Origin of the sequence: Rhizobium sp. BE258, assembly GCF_031457345.1 — a bacterium.
Lineage (GTDB): Bacteria > Pseudomonadota > Alphaproteobacteria > Rhizobiales > Rhizobiaceae > Rhizobium.
Genome location: NZ_JAVDWL010000003.1, coordinates 745,371 through 759,737 on the forward strand (window position 1 = coordinate 745,371; position 14,367 = coordinate 759,737).

The 14,367-nt window shown below is 61.3% G+C and carries 16 protein-coding genes; 13 read left to right on the forward strand and 3 right to left on the reverse strand.

Translation table 11 applies throughout. The features are described from left to right. The first annotated feature begins 148 nt into the window (after window positions 1–148). The 12 genes from cobA (at window position 149) to J2X43_RS14250 (ending at window position 11,311) form a co-directional block, all read left to right on the forward strand. Complete coding sequence (cobA, locus tag J2X43_RS14195) at window positions 149–988, forward strand: uroporphyrinogen-III C-methyltransferase (protein WP_310294804.1); 840 nt, start codon at window positions 149–151, stop codon at window positions 986–988. After that, window positions 985–2,292: a cobyrinate a,c-diamide synthase gene (locus tag J2X43_RS14200; RefSeq protein ID WP_310294806.1), complete on the forward strand. Its 1,308-nt coding sequence runs from the start codon at window positions 985–987 to the stop codon at window positions 2,290–2,292. The genes cobA and J2X43_RS14200 overlap by 4 nt, the downstream gene beginning before the upstream one ends. Further along, the gene (gene cobD / locus J2X43_RS14205; protein ID WP_310294808.1) at window positions 2,289–3,290 is read left to right on the forward strand and encodes a threonine-phosphate decarboxylase CobD; all 1,002 of its coding nucleotides are present in this window, start codon (window positions 2,289–2,291) and stop codon (window positions 3,288–3,290) included. The genes J2X43_RS14200 and cobD overlap by 4 nt, the downstream gene beginning before the upstream one ends. Continuing rightward, the gene (gene cbiB / locus J2X43_RS14210; protein ID WP_310294810.1) at window positions 3,287–4,267 is read left to right on the forward strand and encodes an adenosylcobinamide-phosphate synthase CbiB; all 981 of its coding nucleotides are present in this window, start codon (window positions 3,287–3,289) and stop codon (window positions 4,265–4,267) included. The genes cobD and cbiB overlap by 4 nt, the downstream gene beginning before the upstream one ends. A 146-nt stretch (window positions 4,268–4,413) precedes the next feature. Next, window positions 4,414–4,842, forward strand: a complete 429-nt coding sequence (locus J2X43_RS14215; protein WP_112387111.1) for a L,D-transpeptidase — start codon at window positions 4,414–4,416, stop codon at window positions 4,840–4,842. Between the two features lie 173 nt (window positions 4,843–5,015). Next, window positions 5,016–5,294, forward strand: a complete 279-nt coding sequence (locus tag J2X43_RS14220) for an acyl carrier protein (RefSeq protein WP_112387112.1) — start codon at window positions 5,016–5,018, stop codon at window positions 5,292–5,294. A 113-nt stretch (window positions 5,295–5,407) separates the two neighbouring features. Next, window positions 5,408–5,887 carry a 3-hydroxyacyl-ACP dehydratase FabZ family protein gene (locus J2X43_RS14225; protein ID WP_112387113.1) on the forward strand — a complete coding sequence of 160 codons (480 nt, stop codon included), beginning with the start codon at window positions 5,408–5,410 and terminating at the stop codon, window positions 5,885–5,887. Then, on the forward strand, window positions 5,887–7,092 hold the full coding sequence (locus J2X43_RS14230) for a beta-ketoacyl-ACP synthase (protein ID WP_310294814.1): 1,206 nt from the start codon (window positions 5,887–5,889) through the stop codon (window positions 7,090–7,092). The genes J2X43_RS14225 and J2X43_RS14230 overlap by 1 nt, the downstream gene beginning before the upstream one ends. An 11-nt stretch (window positions 7,093–7,103) precedes the next feature. After that, window positions 7,104–8,390 carry a beta-ketoacyl-ACP synthase gene (locus J2X43_RS14235; protein ID WP_310294815.1) on the forward strand — a complete coding sequence of 429 codons (1,287 nt, stop codon included), beginning with the start codon at window positions 7,104–7,106 and terminating at the stop codon, window positions 8,388–8,390. Between the two features lie 55 nt (window positions 8,391–8,445). Further along, window positions 8,446–9,474 (forward strand): zinc-binding dehydrogenase, encoded by a 1,029-nt coding sequence (locus J2X43_RS14240; protein WP_112516000.1) that lies wholly within the window; start codon window positions 8,446–8,448, stop codon window positions 9,472–9,474. A 4-nt stretch (window positions 9,475–9,478) separates the two neighbouring features. Next, window positions 9,479–10,414 (forward strand): lipid A biosynthesis lauroyl acyltransferase, encoded by a 936-nt coding sequence (locus tag J2X43_RS14245; RefSeq protein WP_112516001.1) that lies wholly within the window; start codon window positions 9,479–9,481, stop codon window positions 10,412–10,414. A gap of 186 nt (window positions 10,415–10,600) precedes the next feature. Continuing rightward, the gene (locus tag J2X43_RS14250; protein WP_310294817.1) at window positions 10,601–11,311 is read left to right on the forward strand and encodes a PAS domain-containing protein; all 711 of its coding nucleotides are present in this window, start codon (window positions 10,601–10,603) and stop codon (window positions 11,309–11,311) included. Window positions 11,312–11,350: 39 nt separating this feature from the next. On the opposite strand, the gene J2X43_RS14255 is transcribed toward J2X43_RS14250, so the two are convergent. Genes J2X43_RS14255 through J2X43_RS14265 form a run of 3 tightly spaced genes read right to left on the reverse strand, consistent with a single transcriptional unit; the run spans window position 11,351 to window position 12,699 of the window. Beyond that, a complete protein-coding gene (locus tag J2X43_RS14255; RefSeq protein WP_310294819.1) occupies window positions 11,351–11,944 on the reverse strand; it encodes a DUF1801 domain-containing protein in 594 nt (197 codons plus the stop codon). Between the two features lie 2 nt (window positions 11,945–11,946). Continuing rightward, window positions 11,947–12,300 carry a VOC family protein gene (locus J2X43_RS14260; RefSeq protein WP_310294821.1) on the reverse strand — a complete coding sequence of 118 codons (354 nt, stop codon included), beginning with the start codon at window positions 12,298–12,300 and terminating at the stop codon, window positions 11,947–11,949. Next, window positions 12,301–12,699 (reverse strand): SRPBCC family protein, encoded by a 399-nt coding sequence (locus J2X43_RS14265; protein ID WP_310294823.1) that lies wholly within the window; start codon window positions 12,697–12,699, stop codon window positions 12,301–12,303. A 187-nt stretch (window positions 12,700–12,886) separates the two neighbouring features. Here J2X43_RS14265 and gndA point away from each other — a divergent pair, with 187 nt between their 5' ends. Beyond that, window positions 12,887–14,317 (forward strand): NADP-dependent phosphogluconate dehydrogenase, encoded by a 1,431-nt coding sequence (gene gndA / locus J2X43_RS14270; protein ID WP_310294825.1) that lies wholly within the window; start codon window positions 12,887–12,889, stop codon window positions 14,315–14,317. The last annotated feature ends 50 nt before the right edge of the window (window positions 14,318–14,367 follow it).

Genomic DNA, 14,367 nt, shown 5'->3' on the forward strand with positions numbered 1-14,367 from the left:
TTGCTGAGTCCTATCAATTCGATCCGGCCATTTCCTCAGATTTAGAGTCCGATTGTTCGTAAATTGAGTCGGCGGCGAAACGGCAATCGGCAATTGCCGGCGTTTCGCCGCCGTTGACCTCGCCAAGCGGCGGGCATAGACCACCCTTATGATCGAGAATGCATTCGCCCATTTGCCGGTATTGGAGCCGGGAACCGTCTGGCTTGTCGGCGCCGGTCCCGGCGATCCCGGCCTGTTGACGCTGCTTGCCGCGAAGGGGCTTTCGGAGGCCGACGTCGTCGTTCATGACGCGCTGGTCAACGAGGAATGCCTGAAGCTGGCCCGGCCGGATACCGCTCTCGAATATGCCGGAAAGCGCGGCGGCAAGCCGTCAGCCAAGCAGCGCGATATCTCGCTGCGACTCGTCGAGCTGGCGCGCTCCGGCAAACGGGTGCTGCGGCTGAAGGGCGGCGATCCCTTCGTCTTCGGACGCGGCGGTGAAGAGGCGCTGACGCTGGTCGAGCATAACGTCCCGTTCCGCATCGTGCCCGGTATTACCGCTGGGATCGGCGGGCTTGCCTATGCCGGCATCCCGGTCACCCATCGAGATATCAATCACGCGGTCACGTTCCTGACGGGACATGATTCTTCGGGCATCGTTCCTGACGCGATCAACTGGGATGCGATCGGCCGCGGCTCGCCTGTGATCGTCATGTATATGGCGATGAAGCATATCGCACAGATCAGCGCGTCCCTGATCGCGGCGGGACGCCGCGCCGATGAGCCTGTGGCTTTCGTCTGCAATGCTGCCACCAGCGGCCAGCAGGTGCTGGAAACGACGCTCGGTGAAGCTGTCGCCGCCGTCGAAGCCTCCGGGCTGGAACCGCCGGCGATCGTGGTTGTCGGTGAAGTGGTGCGGCTGCGGTCTTCGCTCGATTGGCTCGGTGCGTTGGCTGGACGCCGCCTGCAGCCCGATCCTTTCAGGCAAGGCGGAAAGGAGACGGCATGAGCGGCCTTCTCATTGCGGCCCCGTCCTCCGGTTCGGGCAAGACGACAATCACGCTCGGCCTCTTGCGCGCCTTAAGAAACCGCGGCGTGGCGGTGGCGCCCGGCAAGGCGGGCCCTGATTATATCGATCCGGCCTTTCATGCGGCGGCCAGCGGCGCGCCGTGTCTCAATTTCGACCCTTGGGCGATGCGCCGCGAGCTGATCTCGGCCAATGCCGCCATCCACCGGCAGGGAGACCGTATTCTCGTCATCGAAGCGATGATGGGGCTGTTCGATGGCGCGGCCGACGGCAAGGGAACGGCTGCCGATCTCGCGGCCATGCTTGGACTGTCGGTCATTCTCGTCGTCGATGCCTCGCGCATGTCGCAGTCGGTTGCGCCTCTGGTCAGCGGCTTTGCGAGTTTCCGCGCGGATGTCCGCATTGCCGGTGTCATTCTCAATAAGGTCGGCAGCGAGCGGCATGAGATGATGTTGCGTCAGGCGCTGGATGCCATTCGCATGCCTGTGGTCGCCGTCATTCGCAGCGACAAGACGCTGGCATTGCCTGAGCGGCATCTGGGGCTGGTGCAGGCAGGTGAGCATGCAAGTCTGGAAGCCTTTATCGATCATGCGGCCGAAGCCGTCTCGGATGAGTGCAATTTCGAATTCCTGCTGCGGATCGCCCGTCAGGGGCTGAACGTCGCCTCGACCGCCAACATTCGCCGTCTGCCGCCGTTGGGACGCAAGATCGCCGTCGCCCGCGATATCGCCTTTGCCTTTTGCTACGAACACATGCTGCTCGGCTGGCGCCGCCGCGGCGCGGAGATTTCGTTCTTCTCGCCGCTCGCCGATGAGGCACCCGCCGATGATGCCGATGCGATCTATCTGCCGGGCGGCTATCCCGAGCTCAATGCCGGTGCCATTGCGGCGGCCTCGAACTTCAAGAGCGGCATGACCGATGCGGCCGCGCGGGGTACGCGGATTTATGGCGAATGCGGGGGCTACATGGCGCTCGGTGAAGGGCTGATCGATGCCGAAGGCATCCGCCACGAGATGCTCGGATTGCTGCCGCTGGTGACGAGCTACGAGCAGCGCAGCCGCCATCTCGGCTACCGGCGCGTCCGTCCCATCGGCGAGGCTTTCTTCGAGCAGCCGATGACGGGCCATGAGTTTCACTATTCGAATGTGGTTTCGGAGGGCGAGGGCGAGCGGCTTTTCGATGTCACAGATGCTCTCGGCGCCGATCTTGGCCAGGCCGGGCTTCGCCGTGGCCAGGTCGCAGGCTCCTACATGCACATGATCGATCTTGCCGGGGAGACGGCATGAGCGGTCCGATCGTGCATGGCGGCGGCATCACCGCCGCTGCTGCCGAATTCGGCGGGCAGCCGGAGGACTGGCTGGATCTGTCGACGGGCATCAATCCTTGTCCGGTTCCGCTTCCGGTGATCCCGCCTGCCGTCTGGCACCGGCTGCCCGACAGGCATGTGGTGCAATCGACCGTGGAAGCGGCGCGGGATTATTATCGGAGCCGGGGGCTGTCGCCGCTGCCGGTTCCGGGTACCCAATCCGTCATCCAGCTCCTGCCGCGGCTGCTCGAGCGCGAGAGCCGCGTTGCGATCGTTTCGCCGACTTACGGCGAATACGAGAAGGCCTTCGCCAATGCCGGGTGCCGGGTCGACCGGATCACCGGGCTTGCAGAGATTGGCGAGGGGTCTCGGCTGGTCGTCGCCGTCAATCCGAACAATCCGGACGCCAGACTGCATGATCGTAATCGGCTGATTGCCGTTCATGATGTGCTGCAGGCGAGGGGCGGGTATCTCGTGGTTGATGAGGCCTTCGGCGATGCTGATCCTGAAGCGAGCCTGGTGCCGTTGGCGGACGGGCTTTCGAACCTCATCATCTTCCGTTCCTTCGGAAAATTCTTCGGGCTGGCGGGCCTGCGCCTCGGCTTCGTGATCGCGCGCGACGATATTCGGGCCTGCTTCGAGGATTGGCTTGGTCCCTGGGCGGTTTCCGGCCCGGCGCTCTCGTTGGCCGCATCGCTGCTGCGCGCCGATCCGGCGCCTATTGCTGCCGGGATCGCCGAGCGCAGTGCGGCGCTGAACGCCGTTCTTCAGGGTGCCGGTCTGACGATTGCCGGTAACGCAGCCTTGTTCACGCTGGTCGAAGACAAACGTGCGGCAGCCCTCTATACGCATCTCTGCCGGCATCACATTCTGGTCCGCAGGTTCGACTACGCGCCCAGTTGGCTGCGCTTCGGACTTGGGCCGGACAGTCTGGCTGACCAAAGACTTGCAGCCGCGCTTGAGAGTTTTGACGCATGACGATCGACGAACATCTTCTGGTTCTTCTACTGGCCCTGCTTCTCGACCGGATCGCCGGCGATCCCGACTGGCTCTGGTCGCGCGTTCCGCATCCGGTCGTCTTGTTCGGCAAGGCGATCTCCTATTTCGACCGCACCTATAACAGCGAGACGCTGACCCGGCCCGAGCGGCGCCTGAACGGAACGGCGTCGATTGCCGCCCTGCTGTTCGGCAGCGCCATTGCCGGGCTGCTCCTGCACTGGTTCTTCGAGCTGTTCGGGATTATCGGCATCGTCCTCGAAGTCGTCTGCGTTGCCATCTTCATGGCGCAGAAGAGCCTGGCGGATCACGTTTCCGATGTCGCGGACGCGCTTCGGGCGGAAGGAATTGCCGGTGGGCGCAGGGCGGTCTCGCGCATCGTCGGCCGTGATCCTGAAACCCTCGATGAGCCCGGAATTTGCCGCGCGGCGATCGAGAGCCTGGCTGAAAACTTTTCCGATGGCGTGGTCGCACCGGCGCTGTGGTATGCGGTGCTCGGTCTCCCTGGCCTCCTCATCTACAAGATGCTCAATACAGCCGACTCGATGATCGGCCACAAGTCGGATCGCTATATCGACTTCGGCTGGGCGTCGGCCCGTCTTGACGATATCGCCAACTTGCTGGCGGCAAGGCTGTCGATCCTGCTCATCGCTGCGGGCGCCTGGCTGCGCCGTGGCGCGCGCGCCTGCCGCGAGGCGGTTCAGGTGGCGATCCGTGACGGCGGGCTGCACCGTTCGCCGAATTCCGGCCGTCCGGAGGCAGCAATGGCGGGCGCGCTCGACGTTCAGCTTGCCGGTCCGCGCGTCTATTCAGGTATCGTTGTCAGCGAACCGATGATCAACGGCGCCGGACGCGACACAGCGACAGTCAAGGATGTCGAAGACGGCGTTCTCGTCTTCAACGGCGCCTGCATGATTCTCTCGATCTCCGTCTTTGTGGCGTTCCTTTTCCTGCTTTGACGGCGTTACTGGCGATCGGCAAAGTAAAGATGTTGCCGCCTTCCGTTATCTTTCTGATTACCAAGCGCTTTAAAGCAAAATAATCAGTCTATTCGTAGACTGCTCTTCGTGATGCCGGACAAACGTTCCGGTGAAGAGGGATAGTCATGAAGACGTTTCTGGCGGCGGCTGCCGCTTGTCTGTTGCTGCAGTTTTCTCCGGTTGCCGCCAGCGCGGCTAATCTCGTCGCCCGGGTCAGTCTCGACGCGCAGACGATGACGGTGACGGAGAACGGTTTCGTCAAATACCGCTGGAAGGTATCGACTGCACGGCGCGGCTATGTGACGCCGACGGGCTCGTGGAGCGCCAAGTGGCTGTCGCTCAATCACCGCTCGCGCAAATATGACAATGCGCCGATGCCTTACGCCGTATTCTTCAACGGCGGATATGCAGTTCACGCCACATATGACCTCAAGCGGCTCGGAATGCCTGCATCGCATGGCTGCGTGCGTCTTCATCCCAACAATGCCGCGCAATTCTTCTCGATGGCAAAGCAGGTGGGGCTTGCCAATACCCGGGTCGTCATCACCCGCTGACCGGCTTTCCAATCGCACACGCGGCCCGGAGATAATATTTCCGGGCCTTTTGCGCATTGCTGTTTCGGCAACAGTTCCCACCCAATTTTGAGGGCAGCGCGCTCGAAAGCATTGGCTTTTGAAATGGATTTGCCTATGAGGGGGATAAATCCGTTATTCAAAGAGGTAAGCGCGTGACCGCTACATTCGATAAAGTTGCCGACATCATTGCTGAAACCAGCGAAATCGATCGCGAAACGATCACGCCGGAAAGCCATACGATCGACGACCTCGGTATCGACAGCCTCGACTTCCTCGATATCGTCTTTGCGATTGACAAGGAATTCGGCATCAAGATCCCGCTCGAGAAGTGGACGCAGGAAGTCAACGAAGGCAAGGTAACGACCGAAGAATACTTCGTGCTCAAGAACCTCTGTGCAAAGATCGACGAGCTGCGCGCCGCCAAGGCTTAAGCGACACCGCCATCTTTTTTATCCGCCCTGCCTCTGCAAACCGTAGCGGCCGGGCGGTTTTGTTCCTAACTAGGCGTAACCGGCGCTTCTGATCTGCCGGGCCGGAGGATCCGATGCTACTGGAATATTTCCAGATGATCGACCGCATCGAGACGGTCGATCTTGAAAAGGGCGTGCTCAAGGCGCGTTCCGTAGTGCCAGCCAAGAGCCCCGTCTTCGAGGGGCATTTTCCAGGCATGCCGCTCGTTCCGGGCGTGCTTCTGATCGAAACCATGGCGCAGGCCTCCGGCATGCTGGTGCTGGCCGCGACTGATTTCGCCGCCATGCCGTTCCTGATGTCGGTCGATGGCGCCAAGATGCGCACCTTCGTCGAGCCCGAAGCCGTGCTCGACATCGAAGCCTTTCTCGAACATGACGGTTCGGGCTTCGCGGTTACCAAGGCCAAGATCACCAGTGGCGGCAAGAAGGTCTGCGACGCGCAGCTGAAGCTGCGCACCATGCCGTTCAGCGAAGTTCCGCTCGGCGATATCGTCAAGAAGCGCGCAAGCGAAGTCGGCCTGATGGACGCGATCGCGGCGCAGGGAGTGAAATGATGGGCAAGTCTGCGAATGACGTCGTTATCTCCGGCATCGGCATCGTCACCTGTCAGGGCGTCGGCAAGGATGCGCATCTGGCGCTGCTGACGGCAGGCGAGGCGCCGAAGGCGATCGTCGAGACCGATAAGTTCAAGCCATATCCGGTGCATCCGCTACCCGAGATCGACTGGTCGCAGCAGATCGCCAAGCGTGGCGACCAGCGCCAGATGGAGAACTGGCAGCGCATCGGCGTCTTTGCCGCCGGTCTGGCGCTCGACGATGCAGGCTTCAAGGATGATGCCGAAGCCTGCGGTACGATGGACATGATCGTTGCGGCCGGTGGCGGTGAGCGCGACATCAATGTCGATACGCTGATCGTCGACGAGGGCCTGAAGCGCAACGACCGGGAATTGCTGCTGAACGAGAAGCTGACCACCGAGCTTCGTCCGACGCTGTTTCTGGCGCAGCTGTCCAATCTGCTGGCCGGCAACATCTCCATCGTTCACAAGGTCACCGGTTCCTCGCGTACCTTCATGGGCGAAGAGGCGGCCGGCATCTCGGCCGTTGAGACTGCCTTCTACCGGATCAAGTCGGGTGAATCCTCGCATGCGCTCGTCGGCGGCGCTTTCGCTGCCGAACGCCAGGACATGATCCTGCTCACGGAGGCGATCGGCGCGCATACGCGCGGCGACTGGGCTCCGCTCTGGTCGCGCAAGGACAAGGACGGCGGCGGGATGATTACCGGTTCGGCCGGTGCGTTTCTCGTTCTGGAATCGCGCCAGCATGCGGAAGCTCGCGGCGCGCATATCTATGCTACGATCACCTCCATCGAAGGCGACCGCGGCAACCGCAATGCCGGGAATTTCGAAAAGCGCCTTGAGCGCCTGCTGGAACCCGCTGCGAAGCTGGCGCCCGAGAGCACGGCAATCTTTTCCGGTTCGACCGGCATGCATGATTTGGCCGAGCGGGAAAAGGCCGTGCTGGAGCACACGCTGCCGGGCGCTGCCATCCGCGGTTTCGGCGGTATTTCGGGCCATGCGCTCGAAGCGCAGTTTACGCTGGGTCTCGCCTTCGCAGCCCTTGCCGTCGATGCGAAAGCCAAGGTTCCGGCCTTCGATCCGGCTCATGAAAAAGCAATGATTGCTGCGGCCGATGCCGCCGTCGTCACCACAGTCGGCCACCAGCGCGGCGAGGGCGTCGCCGTTCTTTCCGCGGAAGCGTGAGGAGTGATCAAATGACAGACAAGGCTTACAAGGATCATCTCGGCCGCCCGATCGTCGCCGTGACCGGCATGGGCATCATCACCTCGCTCGGCCAGGGCCTGAAGGATAACTGGGCGGCGCTGACATCGGGGACCTCGGGGATCCACGACATCACCCGTTTTCCGACCGATGGCCTCTCGACGCGGATTGCCGGGACCGTCGATTTCATCGACATTCCCGTGCCGAACGCTGTCGAGCGTTCCTATGCGTTTGCCCGCGAGACGACGATCGAAGCGCTTGCCGACGCCGATATTTCCGGCGATTTCAATGGCCCGCTGTTTCTGGCCGCACCGCCGATCGAGCCGGAATGGAGCGCCCGTTTCGAGCTCGCCGACCGTTCACCGCCTTCTGATCATCCGGGGGACGCCTATGACCGGTTTCTGACGGCGATGCGTCAGCGCCCGGATGCAGCCTTCCATGAGGCAGCACTTTTCGGTGCGATCTCCGAACGCCTTTCCGACCGCTTCGGCACCCGCGGCCTGCCGGTGACGCTATCGACGGCCTGTGCTTCGGGCGCCACCGCCATTCAGCTCGGCATCGAGGCGATCCGTCAGGGCCGCACGGACCGGGCGCTTGCCGTTGCGACCGATGGTTCGCTGAGCGCAGAGGCGCTGATCCGCTTTTCGCTGCTATCTGCGCTTTCCACCCAGAACGATCCGCCGACCAAGGCCTCCAAGCCGTTCAGCAAGGACCGCGACGGCTTTGTCATCGCCGAAGGCGCTGCAACGCTGGTGCTGGAATCGCTGGAATCGGCGATCGCCCGCGGCGCCAAGATCCTCGGCATCATGAAGGGTGCCGGCGAGAAGGCCGACAGCTTCCACCGCACGCGCTCCTCGCCCGACGGCGGTCCGGCGATCGCGACGATCCGCGCGGCGCTCGCAGACGCTGGCCTGGATGAAAGCGGCATCGGCTATATCAACGCCCACGGCACCTCGACGCCGGAGAATGACAAGATGGAATATGGCTCGATGCTTGCTGTCTTCGGCGAGCGCATGGCCTCCATCCCGCTATCCTCGAACAAGTCGATGATCGGCCATACGCTGACGGCGGCCGGCGCGGTCGAGGCTGTCTTCTCGTTCCAGACGATGCTGTCGGGCACGCTGCCGCCGACGATCAACTACAACAATCCTGATCCGGCCATCGTTCTCGATGTCGTGCCGAACAAGAAGCGTGATCAGCAGGTTTCGGCCGTGCTGTCGAACTCCTTCGGTTTCGGCGGACAGAACGCAAGCCTTGTCATGGCGCTTGAACCGGCTTAAGCGGTTGCCGACAAAATTCAGAGATAAGAACGCCTGAAAGGCGAGAGGTTTTGCTATGCGCGCTTTGCAACTGGTCGATGACCGCAAGCTTGAGATCACCGACCTGCCGGAGCCGGAAGCCCCTTCCGCCGGTGAAGTGACGCTGCGCGTCAAGGCGGTGGCGCTCAATCATATCGACGTCTGGGGCTGGCGCGGCATGGCGTTTGCCAAGCGCAAGATGCCGCTGGTCATCGGCGCGGAAGCCTCCGGCGTCGTCGAGGCGATCGGCCCCGGCGTTGCCAATGTGCTGCCTGGCCAGCTCGTGTCGATCTATGGCGCGCGTACCTGCGGCCTCTGCCGTCCGTGCCGCGAAGGCCGCGACAATCTCTGCGAACACGTTTCCGGCGTTCACGGCTTCCATCTCGACGGCTTTGCGCAGGAGAAGGTCAACCTTCCGGCGCGCCTTCTCGTTCCGGCACCTCCCGGTGTCGATGCGATCGGCGCGGCGCTGGCGCCGGTGACCTTCGGGACCGTTGAGCACATGCTGTTCGACAATGCCAAGCTCGAGCCCGGCGAAACGATCCTCATCCATGCTGGCGGCTCTGGCATCGGCACGGCAGCGATCCAGCTTGCCAAGAAGATCGGCTGTACCGTCATCACGACCGTCGGTTCCGACGACAAGATCGAGAAGGCCAAGGCGCTGGGTGCCGATCACGTCATCAACTACCGCACCGACCGCTTCGAAGGTGTGGTGCGTAAGCTGACCAAGAAGAAGGGCGTCGACGTCGTCTTCGAACATGTCGGCAAGGACACTTTTGCCGCCTCGATGTTCTGCCTGAAGCGCGGTGGCCGTCTCGTCACCTGCGGTTCGACCTCGGGCGTTTCGACCGAGATGAACCTGATGATGCTCTTCCAACAGCAGCTTAAGCTGCTCGGCTCCTTCGGCTGCCGCATGGAAAACATGGCGGACGCCATGCAGAAGATGGGCCGCGGCCTCGTTCATCCCGTCATCGATACCGAAGTCGGCTTCGACGATATCGACCGGGCGCTGGAGCGGATGGAATCGCGCCAGATCTTCGGCAAGATCATCCTGAAGATGGACTGACCTTGTGAAGCTGTTCATCACCCGGATCGTTCTTAAGCTAGAACATTTTCGCCAGTGGCTGATCGCCCAGCTGATGTTCGGCTTCCTGAACTTCCTGAAGATCTTTCCGGCTGATGGAGCGATCCGCTTTGCCGACTGGCTGACCCGCAAGATCGGCCCGCGGACGCGGCGCCACAAGCTGATGCTCGTCAATCTGCGCAACGCCTTTCCCGAAAAGAGCGAAGACGAGATCCAGGCGATCGCGCTTGGCAGCTGGGGCAATATGGGCCGGCTTGCCGCCGAGTATGTCTTCCTTGACAGGCTTTTCGACTTCGATCCGGAACGATCTGAGCCCGGCCGGATCGAGGTGACAGGCATCCCGCTGTTTCTCGATCTTCGTGACAATCCGCGGCCGTTCATCGTCTTTACCGCGCATAGCGGCAATTTCGAGCTGCTGCCGGTGGCTGGTGCCGCCTTTGGCCTCAATGTGACGGTTCTTTTCCGCCCGCCGAACAATCCCTATGTGGCGCAGAAGGTCTTCGATTTCCGCAGCGCGCGCATGGGTAAGCTCGTGCCATCGCATGCCGGCTCGTCCTTCACATTGGCGCGCCAGCTAGAGGCGGGGCAGGGCGTCGGCGTTCTCGTCGATCAGAAGTTCAAGAAGGGGCTGAAGACACGCTTCTTTGGCATCGATACGACGACCAATCCTCTTGTTCCCAAGCTCGTGCGCCAATTTGGATGCGAGGTCTACCCGGCGCGCTGCATTCGCCTGCCGGGAAATCGCTATCGGCTGGAGATCGAACCGCAGCTGGAAATCCCCCGCGACTCAGCCGGCAATCTCGACCTGACGGCAATGGCGCAGATGCTGAACGACAAGGTCGAAAGCTGGGTCCGGGAATATCCGGAGCAGTGGCTCTGGTACCACGACCGGTGGAAAATCAAGGAAAGCGTGCTCAACTAGAGCTTATACCCCTAAATTTCGTATGTGAAAATATGACCGCCGTTCACATTGAATGTGAACGGCGTTCATGTTAGTGGTTGCCACCAAGGCGAGTAGCCGGTTGGGGAAGATCGGGAATCGACGAAACCTGCCGTGAAAACTGACATATGCTGGTTTCCCCTATGTGTCAGGGGATTGGGGGGCATATTGCTGGAACTTCTGCAGGCATTTTCTTCACGTTGCTCACAAATCGATGCGGCGATCCGCGCGGGCGATGATCATCAAGTTTCAACTCTTGATAGTGATTTCGAGGCGCTGATCGGCGCTATTGTTACGTATCACGCGTCGAATATCGTCGAAATTCACATGCAGCTGCAATTCGTCGTCTGTTTGCTGGAGCAGAATGCCGATGATTGCGCGAGCGTCATGGGCTACGCGGCGACGCTTTCAAATCTGCTGGATCGCTATTTTGGCAATTCCGGCAAGCCGCGCCAGATCCCGGCACCTGCGGAACGGTTGCCGAAGCCGGATGGCTATGTCCCGAACATGGACAACGGCAATTTCCTGAATTCGGCGATTCTCGAGACACTGCCGGATCGCGTTGCCGTGCTGACGCGCGACTACCGCTACCTGTACTCCAACCCGACGAACTGCACTTATCTCGGCCGCAAGCCGATCGACATGATCGGCCGGCACGTCGCCGAGTTCATCGGCAACGAGCGCTTCGAGAAAACCAAGGCGCATTTCGACGCCTGCTTTGCGGGGGAGCGGGTGGAATACAATTACGAACGCACCAGCGGCGAGGGCGCGAAACTGATGCGCTGCCGCATGTCGCCCCTGCGTGACAATGGCGGGCGGGTGATCGGGGCGCTGATCATGATGGAGAATGTCAAAGCGCCTGAAACGGTAAGGGTCTAGGATCGGCGCATTGCCTGTGTGGCGACACGCCGGGAATGGCTAATCGTTCGGCCCCTTGCCCTCGAATATCTGCGGAACAGCCTTGTCGATCCTGGACTCGCGGGTCTTCGATTGCTTCGGTTGCGCGAAATGCAGCAGATAGGCGCGCTGGCGGCCCGGGGTGAGGGCGGTGAAGGCGGCTTTGAGGGCCGCGTCACCGTCAAGCCTTGTCTGAAATTCTTCCGGCACCGTGAACTCGGTGGTCTTCTTGTAGTCGACCTTCAGCCCTGCTTTCTCGACCTCGATCGCCTGCTGCACGTAGGACTTCAGCAGGTTTTCCATGCCGGAGATCTGTTCGGCGCTGGTAAAGCGGATCTGGCGGGCGGCCTGGACGTTGTCCGTCTGCTGGATGAGAATGCCGGCATCGTCCTTCATCAAGGCGCCCTTGAAGAAGAGCAGGGCGCAGTAGTCCTTGAAGCCGTGGATCAGGACGATGTTGGCCTTGCCAACCGTGTAGCACGGCTCGCCCCATTTCAGCTCTTCGGTCAAGCCGCAATCGAGGACGATCGTTCTCAGTCTGGCGGTTTCCTCGCGCCAGCTATCCTTGCGGGCGAAATAGGCATCGACCTTCGGGTTGGTTGCTTGTGCCGCCATACTTAATCCTTGCTCCAGACCGCGAGCTCGTAGCCGTCGGGATCGGTGAAATGAAAGCGCCGCCCGCCCGGGAAGGCCGTGATCGGCTTGACGATCGAGCCGCCGGCTTTGCTGGTTGCGTCCAAAGCGGCTTCCAGATCGCTGGCATGGAGAATGACCAGCGGGCCGCCCGGCCGGGGCTTGTCCAGCGTCGTGAAACCGCCCGTCAGCCTGCCGTCGCTGAATTCGCAATAGGCAGGGCCATAATCTTTGAAGCTCCAGCCGAAGGCCGCCCCATAGAAGGCTTTCGATGCCTCGATATCGGCGACATTGAATTCGATATAATCGATGCGAAGCACCGTCTGATCATTGACCATCTATTTCTCCATCAGCGCCTTCAGCGCATGCAGGTCCTTCTCGACATGGGCGCCATCGGCGGCAAATTGCGCGTCTGTCATGCCGGGCTGCTTCAGCAGCGTGAACATCACCTCGCAGCCATCGCCATTAGGAACGATGCGCAGCGCATTGTAGACGCGCATGCCACTTTCGATCGTCACTGTATGGTCGATGATGCCGAACTTGTTGGCCGGCACGAAGCTGACCCTGACGGTGCCGAGCACGCCCTTCGCGATCCAGTCGTCGCCATCTCTTTCGAGGCCGGAGGCGAGGCCTGATGCCCAGAGCGGCATATTCTCCGGCTCGCCGGCAAACGCGTAGACGTCCTGCCAATCGCGATCGATCGAGCAATGGACGATCCTTGCGGTCATCGTTGTCATCAAGTCCTCCCAGCGCCCGGCTGCGCCTGATCTGTCCCATGCGAGATGGCGCGCGATCGCCATCGATCAATATCGCGCCTTGCCGATCGGGTCCACCGGAGGGGCCGATTTTGGCGTCTTCGATACTTGCCGTTTCCGGCTTAGAGTGCCACAACACCGGTCGAATTTGACTCATCGGAGGATTGTCGTGGAAAAGGCAGAAATCGGACTGATCGGCCTTGCCGTCATGGGTTCCAACCTGGCGCTGAACATTGCCGAAAAGGGCAACAAGATTGCGGTTTTCAACCGCACACCCGAGAAAACCGACGAGTTCTACGAGAGCGCCGGTGATCTGAAGAAGCAGATCGTTCCGTGCAAGACGATCGAGGAATTCGTCGAGGCGATCCGCCCGCCGCGCCCAATCATCATCATGATCAAGGCCGGCGAGCCTGTTGATCAGCAGATGGAGCTGTTGCGCCCCTACCTTTCCAAGGGCGACATCATGATCGATGCCGGCAACGCCAACTTCCGCGACACCATCGCCCGCTTCGACCGCCTCAAGGACACCGACCTGACCTTCATCGGCATGGGTGTCTCCGGTGGTGAGGAAGGTGCGCGTCACGGCCCGTCGATCATGGTCGGCGGCACGGAAGACAGCTGGAAGCGTGTCGAGAAGGTGCTGACCTCGATTGCTGCCAAGTACAAGGGCGACCCCTGCGTTGCCTGGCTCGGCAATGATGGCGCCGGTCACTTCGTCAAGACGATCCATAACGGCATCGAATATGCCGACATGCAGATGATCGCCGAAATCTACGGCATTTTCCGCGACGGCCTCGGCAAGAGTTCGACTGATATCAGCAAGATCTTCGGCCAGTGGAACAAGGGCCGCCTGAATTCCTACCTGATCGAGATTTCCGAGAAGGTGCTTGCTGCGACCGACCCGATTTCCAAGGGCTCGATGGTCGACATGATCCTCGACAAGGCCGGCCAGAAGGGCACCGGCAAGTGGTCTGCGATCGAAGCGCAGAACATGGGTATTCCCGCGACTGCGATCGAAGCGGCCGTTGCTGCGCGTTCGATCTCGTCGATGAAGGGCGAGCGCGAAGCGGCTGAAAAGATCTTCGGCAAGCCGGAATACAAGTTCCCGATCGCTTACGGTCCTGATCTCGACAAGGATCTGGAACTGGCGCTCTTCGCCGCCAAGATCGGCGCTTACGCACAGGGCTTCGCGGTGATGGCGGAAGCATCCCGAGAGTTCAAATGGTCGCTGCCGATGCCGACGATTGCCAAGATCTGGCGCGACGGCTGCATCATCCGTTCGCAGTTCTTGGACGAGATCACCTCGGCCTTCACCAAGGCGCCTGATGCGGCCAACCTGATCGTCACGCCAGCCTTCTCGGAGATGGTCAAGGAATCGATCCCGGCGCTGCGCCGCGTCGTCACCGCCGCTCTTCAGGCCGGCCTGCCGGTTCCGGCGCTCACCTCGGCGCTCACCTATTTCGATGCCTACCGCCAAGGCCGTGGCACGGCCAACCTGATCCAGGCCCAGCGCGACTTCTTCGGCGCCCACGGCTTCGACCGCCTGGACGGCAAGGACTTCCACCACGGCCCGTGGGGCAGTGGTGCCGCGACCTTCTGAGGCCTGTCTATCTGGAATGAAAAGCCCGGTTTCGACCGGGCTTTTTTCGT

Coding starts and splice junctions, on each gene's coding strand:
- cobA (WP_310294804.1), top strand. CDS start 149: ATGATCGAGAATGCATTCGCCCATTTGCCGGTATTGGAGCCGGGAACC.
- J2X43_RS14200 (WP_310294806.1), top strand. CDS start 985: ATGAGCGGCCTTCTCATTGCGGCCCCGTCCTCCGGTTCGGGCAAGACG.
- cobD (WP_310294808.1), top strand. CDS start 2,289: ATGAGCGGTCCGATCGTGCATGGCGGCGGCATCACCGCCGCTGCTGCC.
- cbiB (WP_310294810.1), top strand. CDS start 3,287: ATGACGATCGACGAACATCTTCTGGTTCTTCTACTGGCCCTGCTTCTC.
- J2X43_RS14215 (WP_112387111.1), top strand. CDS start 4,414: ATGAAGACGTTTCTGGCGGCGGCTGCCGCTTGTCTGTTGCTGCAGTTT.
- J2X43_RS14225 (WP_112387113.1), top strand. CDS start 5,408: ATGCTACTGGAATATTTCCAGATGATCGACCGCATCGAGACGGTCGAT.
- J2X43_RS14230 (WP_310294814.1), top strand. CDS start 5,887: ATGGGCAAGTCTGCGAATGACGTCGTTATCTCCGGCATCGGCATCGTC.
- J2X43_RS14235 (WP_310294815.1), top strand. CDS start 7,104: ATGACAGACAAGGCTTACAAGGATCATCTCGGCCGCCCGATCGTCGCC.
- J2X43_RS14240 (WP_112516000.1), top strand. CDS start 8,446: ATGCGCGCTTTGCAACTGGTCGATGACCGCAAGCTTGAGATCACCGAC.
- J2X43_RS14255 (WP_310294819.1), bottom strand. CDS start 11,944: ATGGCGGCACAAGCAACCAACCCGAAGGTCGATGCCTATTTCGCCCGC.
- J2X43_RS14260 (WP_310294821.1), bottom strand. CDS start 12,300: ATGGTCAATGATCAGACGGTGCTTCGCATCGATTATATCGAATTCAAT.
- J2X43_RS14265 (WP_310294823.1), bottom strand. CDS start 12,699: ATGACAACGATGACCGCAAGGATCGTCCATTGCTCGATCGATCGCGAT.